Raw genomic sequence first — 12836 nt, 5'->3', positions numbered from 1 at the left:
ATGTCGTTCCACGAGACCCGCTTTCCCACCAGCCTCAGCTTCGGTGCCCTGGGCGGGCCCGAGCGGCGGACCGAGATCGTTACCCTGGCCAATGGCTGGGAGGAACGGAACTCTCCCTGGGCCCAGAGCCGCCGCCGCTATGACGCAGGCCTGGGGCTCCAATCCCCCGACGACCTTCACGCTCTCCTGGCTTTCTTTGAGGCCCGAGGCGGACAGCTCAACGGCTTTCGCTGGAAGGACTGGGCCGACCACAAGTCGTGCCCGCCCTCGGCAGTTCCCGGGCCGCTCGACCAGGTGATCGGGACCGTCGACGGCCGAACCCGGACATTCCAGCTTCGCAAGGGCTATGTGTCCGGGCATGTGACGGCTTGGCGAACCATTGCCAAGCCCGTGGCCGGAACCGTCCGGATCGCCGTGGCCGGCGGCGAACGTGTCCAGGGCACCGAGTGGTCGCTGAATGCCGCGACAGGCTGCGTGACCTTTGTCGGCGCTCCCGAGGCCGCTGCCACTGTCACGGCAGGCTTCGAATTCGACGTGCCTGTCCGCTTCGACACCGACTCCATCCGTATCCAGGCTTCCACGTACCAAGCGGGAGGAGTGCCATCGGTCCCAGTCATCGAGGTCCGCGCATGAGCCTTCGCGATCATCTCTCTACCGGGGCGACCACCATCGCACGTTGCTGGGCCGTGACGCGCACCGACCGCGTGACGCTCGGCTTCACCGACCACGACCGGCCGCTGTCCTTCGGCGGTATCGCCTTCCGCCCCGACTCGGGTATGACCGCCAAGGCCGTGATGCAGGGCACGGGGCTTGCCGTGGACAACACCGAGGCGCTCGGCATCCTATCCTCCGACGCCATCAACGAAGCCGACATCGACGCCGGTCGCTATGACGCGGCCGACGTCCGCCTTTGGGCCGTCAACTGGGCCGCGCCCGACCAGCGCGAGCTTCGCTTCCGCGGCACCTTGGGCGAAATTCGGCGCGGCGACGGAGCATTCCATGCCGAATTGCGTGGTCTGTCGGAGGCTCTGAACCGGCCGACCGGCCGTCTCTACCAGACCACATGCTCTGCCGTCCTCGGCGATGCCGCCTGTCGCTTCGACACGTCGCAGCCGGGTCGCTCGGCTCGCCTCCCCGGCGGAAGCACCGATGGCAGAGTGTTCCGCTTTTCCAACCTGTCCCGCTTCGAGCCTCGCTGGTTCGAGCGTGGTCGTCTTTCCGTGCTATCCGGCCAAGCCTCGGGGCTGACTGGCACCGTGAGGCACGACCGAATGGAAGGTGGGCTGCGACTAATCGAGCTTTGGTCTCCCCTTCGCGCGCCTCTTGGCCCAGAAGATACGATCCTGATCGAGCCCGGCTGCGACAAGCGCGCCTCGACATGCCGGAACCGGTTCGCCAACATTGCCAACTTTCGCGGCTTCCCCTTCATTCCCGGTGAGGATTGGCTGATGTCCGTGCCGGTTCCTTCCGGCATCAATGACGGGGGACGCCTGCGTTGACCCCCGTGGAGTCGAGGATCGTCCGCGCCGCCCGAGCCTGGATCGGCACGCCCTATCTCCATCAGGCCAGCGCGAAGGGCGCAGGCTGCGACTGTCTGGGTCTCATCCGAGGAATCTGGCGCGAGGTCCACGGCCAGGAGCCCGCCCCAGTTCCGCCCTACACGCCCGACTGGTCGGAGCCTCAGGGCGAGGAGCGTCTCTGGCTCGAGGCGCAGCGCCTGCTGCGGCCAGGGCAGGGCGACCCCGGAGATCTTCTGCTGTTCCGGATGCGGCCCGGTTCCGTGGCCAAACATCTAGGCATTCTGTCCCGCACCGACGACACGCCGGCCTTCATCCACTCCATGAGCGGTCATGGCGTCGTCGAATCTCCGCTCTCCGCCCCGTGGGCCGCCCGTATCGTGGCCCGTTTCGACCTCGAAGGAGCCCGATGATGGCCACCCTCGTCCTTTCCGCCGCCGGCATGGCGCTGGGTGGCTCCCTTGGGGGCTCGGTCCTGGGCCTTTCCGCGGCGGCAGCAGGCCGAGCCGCCGGGGCCATGCTCGGACGCGCGATCGACGAACGCATCTTGGGTGCAGGCAGCGCGCCAGTGGAAACCGGCCGGGTCGACCGCTTCCGTCTGACTGGGGCGTCCGAAGGCACGTCCGTCGCCCGTATTCATGGAGCCGTGAGGCTGGGCGGCCAGGTGATCTGGGCCACCCGCTTCCAGGAGTCCTCGACCACTACGGGTGGCGGCAAGGGCGCACCTCAACCCGAGGTGACGCAATTCAGCTACTCCGTCTCCCTCGCCGTCGCGCTGTGCGAGGGCGAGATCAGCGGCGTGGGGCGCATCTGGGCCGACGGGGTGGAGATCCCCACCGGCGACCTCCAAATGTCCGTCTATCACGGCACCGAGGATCAGCTTCCCGATCCCCGCATGGAGGCCGTCGAGGGAGCAGGACGCGCCCCGGCCTATCGCGGCATAGCCTATGTCGTGATCGAGGATCTTCCCCTCGGCCGGTTCGGCAACCGCGTGCCCCAACTCTCCTTTGAGGTTTTCCGCCCCGCTCCCCAGAGGCCCGATAGCAGCGCCGAGGACATGGCCCGCCTGTTGCGCGGGGTGGCGTTGATCCCAGGGACCGGCGAATACGCCCTGGCGACCACGCCCGTCTACCTGTCCACCGGCTTTGCCGAGCGCACTGCGGCCAACATCAGCACGCCCCAGGGCAAGGCGGATCTCCTCGTCTCCTTGGACTCCCTCGAGACCGAGCTGCCGCGCCTTCGCTCCGTCAGCCTTGTGGCCTGCTGGTTCGGCGATGATCTCCGCGCGGGCCACTGCCGCATCGAGCCCAAGGTCGAGCAGGCCCAAGCCGATGGCGAAGGAATGCCGTGGTCCGTCTCGGGGCTGTCCCGCGAAGCGGCGCGCCTCGTACCCCGTCAAGACGATCAGCCCGTCTACGGCGGCACGCCTACCGACGCGTCGGTCATCCAGGCCATCCGCGAGATCCGGCAAAGGGGAAAGCAGGTCGTCTTCTACCCGTTCCTGCTCATGGACCAACTGGCGGGCAACGCGCTCCCCGACCCCCATGGCAGCGCAGGGCAGCCGCCGCTTCCCTGGCGCGGGCGGATCACCCTGTCCGTCGCGCCCGGCCATCCCGGCTCCCCGGATGGCACCGCCACTGCGGATGCAGAGGTGGCCGCCTTTTTCGGACGGGCGGAGCCCTCGCATTTCGTGCGGACCCCGACCGGCGTCACCTACTCCGGCCCTGCCGAATGGTCGTTCCGCCGCATGATCCTGCACTACGCCCATCTTTGTGCCCAGGCAGGCGGCGTGGACGCCTTCTGCGTCGGAACCGAGATGCGCGGCCTCACCACGATCCGGGGCGCGAAAGGCTTTCCGGCCGTGGAGGCGCTCCGCCGCCTCGCCGCCGAGGTCAAGGCGATCCTGCCGGCGGCCAAGATCACCTACGCCGCCGACTGGTCCGAGTATCACGGCTACCAGCCGCCCGGGACCGCGGACAAGATCTTCCACCTCGATCCGCTCTGGGCCGATCCGGCGATCGACGCCATCGGCATCGACAACTACATGCCGCTCTCGGACTGGCGCGACGGCACGGATCATCTGGATGCGTCCTGGGGCGATATTCACGACGTGAATTACCTTGCCTCCAACGTCGCGGGGGGCGAGCTTTACGACTGGAACTACGCCTCCGGGGCCGACCGCGCCGCGCAGCGCCGTACGCCCATCATGGACGGGCACGGGGAACCCTGGATCTGGCGGCCCAAGGATATCAAGGGCTGGTGGTCCAATTCCCACCATGACCGCATCGGCGGCCAGCGCTCGGCCGCGCCGACGGCCTGGGTTCCCCGCTCCAAACCCATCTGGTTCACCGAGATCGGCTGCGCCGCCATCGACAAGGGCACCAACGAACCCAACAAGTTCCTCGATCCCAAGTCCTCGGAATCAAGCCTGCCGCACTTCTCCAACGGTCTTCGGGACGACCTGCTGCAGCAGAACTACTACCGCGCCCTGTTCCACCACTGGGCGGACCCCGCGAACAACCCGGCCTCGCCGCTGTATGACGGCTCCATGGTGGACATGGACCGCGCTCATGCCTGGGCGTGGGACGCCCGTCCGTTTCCGGCTTTCCCTGCACGGACCGACTTGTGGGGCGACGGCCCTAACCACGACCGCGGTCACTGGCTGAACGGCCGCGCCTCGGCCCGGACGCTCGCTTCGGTGGTCGAGGAGATCTGCACGCAGAGCGGCCTTCCTCCCCCGGACACGACCCGTCTCCATGGCCTCGTGCGGGGAATGCTGCTGGAGGAGACGGGCACCGCGCGTGAGGCACTTCAGCCCTTGATGCTCGCCCATGGGTTCGACGCGGCCGAACGCGACGGGCGGCTCGTGTTCCGCAGCCGCAACGGCCGTGCTGACGCCGCCCTCGACGAAGGTAGCCTTGCCCTGGACCGGGGTGCGGAGGCCTCGCTTTCCCGCATCCGTGCCCCCGAGGCGGAACTGGTGGGGCGCGTCCAGCTGAGCTTTCTGGAGCATGGCAGCGACTACGCCAGTGCCTCGGCCGAGGCACTGCTCCCGGACGACCCCGTGCCGTCGCTGTCGCGCAATGCGCTTCCCCTCGTGCTTCGGCGCGCCGAAGGCCGTCTCATCGCCGAACGCTGGCTCCACGAAGCCCGGGTCGCGCGCGACGGAGTGCGCTTTGCCGTGCCGCCATCCATGTCGCATCTGGGACCGGGTGATGTCGTAGCCTTAGGGGGCGCGTCCTGGCGAATTGACCGCGTCGAGGACACGGGGCTCCGCTCCATCGAAGCCCTGCGCGTCGAGCCCGACACCTGGCAGGCCGCCGAGACCGGAGATGAGCCGTCTCCGCTCAGACCCTTCGCCGCTCAAGTTCCTGTAGAGGCGATATTTCTCGACCTGCCGCTCCTGACCGGGGACGAGGTCCCTCATGCCCCTTACGTCGCCTTTGCCGGGCGTCCCTGGCCGGGTCCGGTAACGCTGCGGGCCAGCGACACCGACGCGGACTATCGGACGGTCCTGTCCCAGACCCGCCCCGCGACCACGGGCACGACGCTCACGGCGCTTGTCGCCGCCGAACCGGGTCTCTGGGACCGAGGGTCGGCCCTCCGTGTCCGGCTCGTGCAAGGCACCCTGGCGTCGGTGGGTCGCGAAAGGGTGCTGGGCGGTGCGTCGGCCGCTGCCATCGGAGACGGCCTGTCGGACCAATGGGAGGTGTTCCAATTCGCGGAGGCCGAACTTGTAGCCCCCATGACGTGGGATCTGCGGCTTCGGCTGCGTGGGCAAGCCGGAACCGACGGGGTTATGCCCGCCGCTTGGCCTCCGGGCTCGCGATTCGTGCTGCTCGACGGGGGCCCGGTTCAGTGGAACCTCCCGGCATCGCAGCGTGACCGCCTGCGGCATTACCGTTGGGGGCCGTCCTCCCGTCCATCCAGCGACCCCTCTTGGCGTCATCGGGAGGCTGCGTTTCAGGCCGTTGGCCTTCGCCCCTATTCTGTCTGCCACCTCCGCGCCCGGCCCGGATCCGGGGGCGTTCTCGTCACCTGGACCCGTCGCACCCGGATCGAGGGGGACTCATGGGCCGGCCCCGACGTTCCCTTGGGCGAGGAGCGCGAGGCATACCTCATTCGGATCATCCGGAATGGCGTGACCCTCCGCGATGCGGAAGCCGGGCAGGCGGCCTGGACCTATACGCCAGCCATGCGTGCCGTGGACGGACCTGGCCCTTGCGTGGTCGAGGTGGCCCAACTGTCGGACCGGTTCGGCGCGGGGCCGACCCGCTCCATCGCCCTCCCTGGGTGAGCAGGGATATAATTCGCGCTCATGGCGAGCTTGGGGAGCCCGGTCCTTTGACCGTGGCTCCCGACGCCTATCTGCGGTAAGGGTTCGGGCAAAGCGATGGAGGGCACGGTCATGCCGACACCGAAATTCCACTTGGCCGAGATCGACCCCGTCTGGTCGCGCATCCGCCTTGAGGCCGAGGCCGCGATTGCGGGCGAACCCCTGTTGGGCGGCCTTGTCCATTCCAGCGTTCTCCACCACCCGACCTTCGAACGGGCGCTCGCCTACCGGATCGCGATGAAGCTCACCTCGCCCGAAATGTCGGGCCAGATCTTCCGAGAGATCGTGGACGAAGCCCTTGAGGACGAACCCGGCATCGCCCAAGCCGCCCGTGCCGACATCGTCGCCATCACCGACCGCGACCCGGCCTGCCACACGTTCCTGCAGCCCATGCTCTACTTCAAGGGCTTTCAAGCCGTGCAGGCCTATCGCGTCGCGCATCATCTCTGGAGCCAGGGCCGCCGCGACATGGCCTACTTCTTCCAGATGCGCGCCTCCGAGGTCTTCGGCGTGGACATCCATCCGGCCGCACGGATCGGCAAGGGCATCATGATTGACCATGCCCATTCCATCGTCATCGGGGAAACGGCGGTGGTCGGCGACAACGTCTCCATGCTCCATTCCGTGACGCTGGGCGGCACCGGCAAGACCGATGGCGACCGGCATCCCAAGATCGGCGACGGCGTCCTGATCGGGGCGGGCGCGCATGTGCTGGGCAACATCCATGTCGGCCAGTGCTCGCGCATCGCGGCGGGCAGCGTGGTCCTCCACGACGTGCCGTCCTGCAAGACGGTGGCGGGCGTCCCCGCCAAGATCGTGGGCGAGGCCGGTTGCGCGCAGCCGGCGATCAGCATGGACCATCGCGTCCCGGGCGAGTGACTCAGCCGCCCGACCGGCACTCCGTCCCAGGAACAGAGGCCAAGCTCTCGCCCGCAGCCAAGGGCGCCAGCGTGGCCGTGCGAAGGCCGCGCGTCCACCATTGCAGCCCGCCCCCGATGTAGCGGACCCCACTGGCCGAGACGCCCTGAACCATCCGGACGCTCTGCCCGTCGATGACCAGCCGCGCCGAGTTGCCGCCCACCGGGTCGTCGTTCTCAGGGTATTCGGCCTGAACCACCCGGCCATCGGCACACAGGTAGGTCACAGCGTCGCGCAAGGGCGGGATCGAGGCTGCTGCGACCTCCGACGGCGACGGCGCCGAAGCGCTGCCCGGCCGTGGGGCTCCTGTCGGGGCAGGAATGGCCTCGCAGGCTGCGACGGCGCTGATCAACAATAGGGCTGGAACGGACCTGCGCATCAAAGTGGCCTCCTGAGAAAAGGGCCGCCCCTCAGGACGGCCCGTCTTCACCTAGGACACCGACACAGCCTGTCATGCCGAACGAACGGCCTGATCAGGCCAGCATGCCGACCGGGTTCTCCAGATTGTCCTTGATCGCCTGAAGCAGTTGCGCTCCCAGCGCCCCGTCGATCACCCGGTGATCGACCGACAGCGTGACGGACATGACGGTCGCTACCTCGATCTGGTCGTTCGCACCCACCACTGGCTTCTTCACGCCGGCGCCGACCGCCAGGATGGCCCCGTGCGGCGGATTGATCACGGCATCGAAGTTGTCGATCCCGAACATGCCAAGGTTGGAGATCGCAAAGCTGCCGCCCTGGTACTCGTGCGGGGCCAGCTTCTTGGTCCGCGCGCGGGCCGCGAGGTCCTTCATCTCGGCCGACAGCGCCGACAGCGACTTGAGATGCGAGTCCTTGAGCACGGGCGTGAAAAGGCCGCCCTCGATGGCCACGGCCACGGCGACATCCGAGGGCTTCAGCTTGATGATCCGGTCGCCCGCCCAGATCGCGTTGGCGTCGGGCACCTGCTGAAGGGCCAGAGCGCAGGCCTTGATGACGAAGTCGTTGACCGACAGCTTCACCTTGCGGCCTTCCAATGCCGTGTTGAGCTGGGCCCGGAAGGCCAGCAAGGCATCGAGCCGGATGTCCCGGCGCAGATAGAAATGCGGGATGGTCTGCTTGGCCTCGGTCAGGCGCGCCGCAATGGTCCGGCGCATCCCGTCGAGCTTGACCTCCTCGGTCTCCCGGCCCTCGTACATCCGCAGGATGGCATCGGCCGACGGTCCAGCTGGTGCGGCGACCGGGGCAGGCTTCGGCGCCTCGGCGGCCTTCGGCGCGGGCGCGGCGGCGGGCTGGGCTGCTGCCGGGGCGGTCTTTGCCTGACCCGGCTGGGCGTTCTCCACGTCGGTCTTCACGATCCTGCCATTGGGACCGCTGCCCTTGATGGCGGACAGGTCGAGCCCCTTCTGCTCCGCGATCCGCCGCGCGAGCGGCGAGGCAAACACCCGCCCGCCCTGCGACGCAACTGGAGCCGACGAACCTGTCCCAGCCGCTGACCCGTCCTCGTTCTTCGCCGCTGCCGCATCGAGCACGCCGGCTGGAGCGTTCCCGGTCCGCTCGGGCACGGGCCCCAGAGAGTAGTCCGAGATCGCCCCCGACGGATCAGGCGCGCCGGCCGGCGGGTTCCCCCCGGCATCGACTGCCGCCATGGACGCGGGCGAGGTGTCGCCCCCGCCCGAAGCCGCCGATGCGTCCTCGCCCTCGGCCAGCAGCACGGCGATGGGGGCATTGACCTTCACGCCCTCGGTCCCTTCGGACACGAGGATCTTACCGATCACGCCCTCGTCGACGGCCTCGAACTCCATCGTGGCCTTGTCGGTCTCGATTTCGGCCATCACGTCGCCGGATTTGACGGTGTCGCCTTCCTTCACGAGCCAGCGGGCGAGGGTGCCTTCCTCCATGGTGGGGGACAGGGCGGGCATCAGGATCTGCGTGGGCATGTCGCGGGCCTCCCTCAGCGGTAGGTGACTTGTTTCACGGCGTCGATCACCTCGGGCACCGTGACAAGGGCGAGCTTCTCGAGGTTCGCCGCATAGGGCATCGGCACGTCCTTGCCCGTGAGCGAGATCACCGGCGCATCCAGGAAGTCGAACGCCTCGCGCATGATCTGGGAGCCGAGATACGAGCCGACCGACCCCTGCGGCCAGCCTTCCTCGACCGTTACGCAGCGGTTGGTCTTCCGCACCGACTCCAGCACCGTGGGCAGGTCGAGGGGGCGCAGAGACCGCAGGTTGATGACCTCGGCCTCGATGCCTTGCTTGCCCAACTCCTCGGCGGCCTGAAGCGCATAGGTCATGCCGATGCCGAAGCTGACGATGGTGACGTCCTTGCCCACCCGCTCGACCTTGGCCTTGCCGAAGGGGATGGTGAAGTCGTCCATGACCGGCACTTCGAAGGACCGGCCGTACAGGATCTCGTTCTCCAGGAAGATCACCGGGTTCGGGTCGCGGATCGCCGTCTTCATCAGGCCCTTCGCGTCCGAAGCCGAATAAGGCATGACCACGCGCAGGCCGGGCACCTGCATGAACCAGGCGGCGAAGTCCTGGCTGTGCTGGGCCGCCACGCGGGCCGCCGCGCCGTTGGGGCCGCGGAACACGATGGGGCAGCCCATCTGGCCGCCGGACATGTACAGCGTCTTGGCCGCCGAGTTGATCAGGTGGTCCATCGCCTGCATGGCGAAGTTGAAGGTCATGAACTCCACGATGGGGCGCAGCCCGCCAAAGGCCGCGCCGACCCCGATCCCCGCGAAGCCGTGCTCGGTGATCGGCGTGTCGATGACCCGCCGGGGGCCGAACTCGTCCAGCATCCCCTGGGAGATCTTGTAGGCGCCCTGATACTCCCCGACCTCCTCGCCCATGAGGAAGACCGTCTCGTCGCGGCGCATCTCCTCGGACATGGCCTCGCGCAGCGCCTCGCGGACGGTCATGGTCTTGGTGGCCGTGCCCTCGGGCACGTCGCTGAGCCTGTCGGCGGACCACTGCCCGTTGCCGCTCTGCGTCACCAACGACGCCGGGGTCGCGGGCACGGGAGCCTCTGCCATCGGGTCGGCCATCTTCTTCTCGGCCGTGGTGGGCGAGTCGCCGGTTCCGGCGATGTCGCCGACCGGGGCCTGGTCGAGGTTGGCGCGGTCCTCGGGGTCCGCCGAGCCCAGCCCGCCCGAAGGCACGGCGGCCGAGGCGTCCTCGCCCTCGGCCAGCAGCACGGCGATCGGTGCGTTGACCTTCACGCCCTCGGTCCCCTCAGACACGAGGATCTTGCCGAGGATGCCCTCGTCGACGGCCTCGAATTCCATCGTGGCCTTGTCGGTCTCGATCTCGGCAAGGATGTCGCCGGACTTGACCGCATCACCCTCTTTCTTGAGCCAGCGGGCAAGCGTGCCTTCCTCCATGGTCGGGGAAAGGGCAGGCATCAGGATATTGGTGGCCATACTTGTACCTTGGCTGATCGTTCAGGCGACGATGTCGGTCCAGAGCTCGCTCACGTCGGGCTCCGGGCTCTCCTTGGAGAACTCGGCGGCCTCGTTCACGATCTCCTTGATCTCGCGGTCGATGGCCTTGAGATCGTCCTCGGTGGCGTGATTGCCGGTCAGAAGCATGGAGCGGACATGCTCGATCGGGTCGCGCTCCTCCTTCATCTTCTGCACTTCCTCGCGGGTCCGGTACTTGGCCGGGTCCGACATGGAGTGGCCGCGGTAGCGGTAGGTCTTGACCTCGAGGATGTAGGGGCCCGCGCCCGAGCGGCAGTGCTCCACCGCCCGCTGACCGGCGGCCTTGACCGCCAGGACGTCCATCCCGTCCACTTCCTCGCCCGCGATCCCGTAAGCGGCGCCACGCTCCCAATAGGTGCGCGACATGGTGCTCCGCTTGACCGAGGTGCCCATGGCGTACTGGTTGTTCTCGATGACAAAAACGACCGGCAGGGCCCAGAGCTGGGCCATGTTGTAGGCCTCATAGACCTGGCCCTGGTTGGCGGCGCCATCACCGAAATAGGCGAAGGTCACCCGGCCGTTGCCCAAGTACTTGTCGGCAAAGGCGAGGCCCGCGCCGATGGGCACCTGCGCCGCGACGATGCCATGCCCGCCGTAGAAGTGCCGCTCCTTGCTGAACATGTGCATGGAGCCGCCCTTGCCCTTGGAGTAGCCCCCCTCGCGGCCCGTGAGCTCGGCCATCACGCCCCTGGCATCCATGCCGCAGGCCAGCATGTGCCCGTGGTCACGGTAGGACGTGACGCGCTTGTCCCCTTCCTCGGTCGCGGCCTCGAGGCCCACGACGACGGCTTCCTGGCCGATGTAAAGGTGGCAGAAGCCGCCGATCAGGCCCATCCCATAAAGCTGTCCCGCCTTCTCCTCGAAGCGGCGGATCAGCAGCATCTCGCGGTAGAACTTGATCAGTTCATCCTTCGAGACGTTCGGGATGGGGGCGGACTCGGCGGCGGGCTGAGCGGTCTGCGCGGCTGTCGCGGTGGCCATGTCGTGTCTCCTGCCTCGACCTTGGTCGTATTCTCGGAGACGACTTAGCGGACACTGACCCCCTTGGCGAGGCCCCGTCCTCGCCGCAGCGCGGCAAGAACCCCCCAGCCTTGGACCCGAACGATCAGCGGATGACGATCTCGTCGGGCCGGATCAGGCCCAGCACGTCGCGCGCCTGCTGATCCAGGAGGTCGAGATCCAGGTAGTCGTCCGACAGACGACGGGTGAGGTTCTCCAGCCGCGCCACGTCCTCGGACATGGAGGCGAGCTGCACCTTGACCTGCAGCGCCTCGGCGTCGATCTCGGCGCGCCGAAAGATGCCATAATCGCCCTGAATGGCGGCAAAGACGAAATAAAGGCCCAGGAGGCTCATGCCCCCGATATAGGCCAGGGTGCCCAACGGCCTGCGCGTGCTGCGGATCATCTGTGGCCCTCACTGCCCGTGCGCCTCTTCCGGGCGCATGCCGTCAACTTGCCCGATACTGTCAGGTTTGGCGAGAGTTATCCGGAACAGGCGCCCTCTGCGGGGCGCCTGGGCCACAATTCATTAAAGCTCTAACGATTTCCGCCGAGGAGAACGCCAGAGCCGTCGCTCCGTCAGCCCTGATAGATGCCGACCAACTGATCGAGCAGGGCGATCGCCTCGGCCCGCGGGCGCTGGAAGACGTTGCGCCCGATGATGGAGCCGTTGCCGCCGCCCGCTGCGATGTCGCGGGCGTCCTGGATCACCGAATCCTCGCCCTTGGCCGCCCCGCCCGAGAACACCACGACGCGACGCCCGCCGAGGCAGGCCTGCACGATGTGGCGCACGCGAGCGCCTTGCGTCGCCACGTCGATCTTCTGGGCGTCATAGACCTTCTTGGCCTCGGCCTGGCTCACATGGTCGGTGGGCAGCTTGACCTTGATGATGTGCGCGCCGAGCAGCGCCGCGATATGGGCGGCATAGGCGGTCACGTCGACGGCGGTCTCGCCCTTGCTGTCCAGTTCCTCGCCGCGCGGATAGGACCAGATCACGGTAGCCACGCCCTTGGCTGCGGCTTCCTTGCGCATTTCGGCAATGTCCTCGAACATGTCGAGCGACCGGGAAGAGCCGGGATAGATCGTGAAGCCGATGGCCGCGCAGCCCAGTCGGAGCGCGTCGTCCACGGTCGCGGTGATGGCCTGGGTCTTGGGGCCCGCGGGCAGGAGCGAGTTCGACGAGTTCACCTTGAGGATCGTGGGGATCTGACCGGCAAATGTGTCGGCCCCGGCCTCCAGCGGCCCGAGCGGCGCGGCATAGGCCGACAGCCCCGCGTCGATGGCAAGCTGATAGTGGTAGTGCGGATCGTAGGCATCCACGTTCACGGCAAAGCTGCGCGCGGGGCCATGCTCAAAACCCTGATCCACCGGAAGGATGACCATCTTGCCGGTCCCGCCCAGGCGGCCCTGCATCAGCATCCGGGCCAGGTTGGTCTTCACGCCGGGGTTCTCACCCTCGTAGTTCCTCAGGATCGATTGGACGGTGGAAGTCATGGTCATGGCGCGGCCTCGACGTTGATGGATGGCGAAAGGGTTATGCTGCAGGGGCGAAAGGGGCAATGGTATGGCAGCGCTAACGGGGCGACGGCCCTGTGGCCGA

The 12836-nt window shown here is 67.7% G+C and carries 11 protein-coding genes; 5 read left to right on the top strand and 6 right to left on the bottom strand.

Features of this window, described 5'->3' with window-relative positions:
• The 5 genes from FHG66_RS00425 to cysE all read left to right on the top strand — a co-directional run bounded on the left by FHG66_RS00425 (position 1) and on the right by cysE (position 6732).
• A complete protein-coding gene (locus FHG66_RS00425) occupies positions 1 to 633 on the top strand; it encodes a DUF2460 domain-containing protein (protein ID WP_139074561.1) in 633 nt (210 codons plus the stop codon).
• Positions 630 to 1499, top strand: coding sequence for a DUF2163 domain-containing protein (locus FHG66_RS00420; RefSeq protein ID WP_139074560.1), 870 nt, complete (start codon positions 630 to 632; stop codon positions 1497 to 1499). The genes FHG66_RS00425 and FHG66_RS00420 overlap by 4 nt, the downstream gene beginning before the upstream one ends.
• Before the next feature lie 5 nt (positions 1500 to 1504).
• Positions 1505 to 1930 (top strand): NlpC/P60 family protein, encoded by a 426-nt coding sequence (locus FHG66_RS00415; protein ID WP_425471689.1) that lies wholly within the window; start codon positions 1505 to 1507, stop codon positions 1928 to 1930.
• Positions 1930 to 5814 (top strand): baseplate multidomain protein megatron, encoded by a 3885-nt coding sequence (locus FHG66_RS00410; protein WP_139074558.1) that lies wholly within the window; start codon positions 1930 to 1932, stop codon positions 5812 to 5814. The genes FHG66_RS00415 and FHG66_RS00410 overlap by 1 nt, the downstream gene beginning before the upstream one ends.
• A gap of 111 nt (positions 5815 to 5925) precedes the next feature.
• Positions 5926 to 6732: a serine O-acetyltransferase gene (cysE, locus tag FHG66_RS00405; RefSeq protein WP_139074557.1), complete on the top strand. Its 807-nt coding sequence runs from the start codon at positions 5926 to 5928 to the stop codon at positions 6730 to 6732.
• A 1-nt stretch (position 6733) separates the two neighbouring features.
• Here the strand turns inward: cysE and FHG66_RS00400 are convergent, their stop codons facing one another.
• The 6 genes from FHG66_RS00400 to FHG66_RS00375 all read right to left on the bottom strand — a co-directional run bounded on the left by FHG66_RS00400 (position 6734) and on the right by FHG66_RS00375 (position 12736).
• Positions 6734 to 7150 (bottom strand): MliC family protein, encoded by a 417-nt coding sequence (locus FHG66_RS00400; protein ID WP_139074556.1) that lies wholly within the window; start codon positions 7148 to 7150, stop codon positions 6734 to 6736.
• A gap of 94 nt (positions 7151 to 7244) precedes the next feature.
• A complete protein-coding gene (locus FHG66_RS00395; protein WP_139074555.1) occupies positions 7245 to 8690 on the bottom strand; it encodes a pyruvate dehydrogenase complex dihydrolipoamide acetyltransferase in 1446 nt (481 codons plus the stop codon).
• 14 nt (positions 8691 to 8704) lie between these two features.
• Positions 8705 to 10177, bottom strand: a complete 1473-nt coding sequence (locus tag FHG66_RS00390; protein WP_139074554.1) for a pyruvate dehydrogenase complex E1 component subunit beta — start codon at positions 10175 to 10177, stop codon at positions 8705 to 8707.
• A gap of 21 nt (positions 10178 to 10198) precedes the next feature.
• Positions 10199 to 11218 (bottom strand): pyruvate dehydrogenase (acetyl-transferring) E1 component subunit alpha, encoded by a 1020-nt coding sequence (gene pdhA / locus FHG66_RS00385; protein ID WP_139074553.1) that lies wholly within the window; start codon positions 11216 to 11218, stop codon positions 10199 to 10201.
• 124 nt (positions 11219 to 11342) lie between these two features.
• Positions 11343 to 11642, bottom strand: a complete 300-nt coding sequence (locus tag FHG66_RS00380) for an FtsB family cell division protein (RefSeq protein WP_139074552.1) — start codon at positions 11640 to 11642, stop codon at positions 11343 to 11345.
• A 173-nt stretch (positions 11643 to 11815) separates the two neighbouring features.
• Positions 11816 to 12736 (bottom strand): class I fructose-bisphosphate aldolase, encoded by a 921-nt coding sequence (locus FHG66_RS00375; protein WP_139074551.1) that lies wholly within the window; start codon positions 12734 to 12736, stop codon positions 11816 to 11818.
• Positions 12737 to 12836 lie beyond the last annotated feature (100 nt).

It is taken from the genome of Rubellimicrobium rubrum, assembly GCF_006152115.1.
Lineage (GTDB): Bacteria > Pseudomonadota > Alphaproteobacteria > Rhodobacterales > Rhodobacteraceae > Rubellimicrobium > Rubellimicrobium rubrum.
Note: the sequence above shows the minus strand (reverse complement) of the source record. Positions and strands in the feature narration are given on the sequence as shown.

What these genes read in the sequence shown, in the direction of transcription:
- FHG66_RS00425 (WP_139074561.1), top strand. Translation starts at nt 1, where the DNA reads ATGTCGTTCCACGAGACCCGCTTTCCCACCAGCCTCAGCTTCGGTGCC.
- FHG66_RS00420 (WP_139074560.1), top strand. Translation starts at nt 630, where the DNA reads ATGAGCCTTCGCGATCATCTCTCTACCGGGGCGACCACCATCGCACGT.
- FHG66_RS00410 (WP_139074558.1), top strand. Translation starts at nt 1,930, where the DNA reads ATGGCCACCCTCGTCCTTTCCGCCGCCGGCATGGCGCTGGGTGGCTCC.
- cysE (WP_139074557.1), top strand. Translation starts at nt 5,926, where the DNA reads ATGCCGACACCGAAATTCCACTTGGCCGAGATCGACCCCGTCTGGTCG.
- FHG66_RS00400 (WP_139074556.1), bottom strand. Translation starts at nt 7,150, where the DNA reads ATGCGCAGGTCCGTTCCAGCCCTATTGTTGATCAGCGCCGTCGCAGCC.
- FHG66_RS00395 (WP_139074555.1), bottom strand. Translation starts at nt 8,690, where the DNA reads ATGCCCACGCAGATCCTGATGCCCGCCCTGTCCCCCACCATGGAGGAA.
- FHG66_RS00390 (WP_139074554.1), bottom strand. Translation starts at nt 10,177, where the DNA reads ATGGCCACCAATATCCTGATGCCTGCCCTTTCCCCGACCATGGAGGAA.
- pdhA (WP_139074553.1), bottom strand. Translation starts at nt 11,218, where the DNA reads ATGGCCACCGCGACAGCCGCGCAGACCGCTCAGCCCGCCGCCGAGTCC.
- FHG66_RS00380 (WP_139074552.1), bottom strand. Translation starts at nt 11,642, where the DNA reads ATGATCCGCAGCACGCGCAGGCCGTTGGGCACCCTGGCCTATATCGGG.
- FHG66_RS00375 (WP_139074551.1), bottom strand. Translation starts at nt 12,736, where the DNA reads ATGACCATGACTTCCACCGTCCAATCGATCCTGAGGAACTACGAGGGT.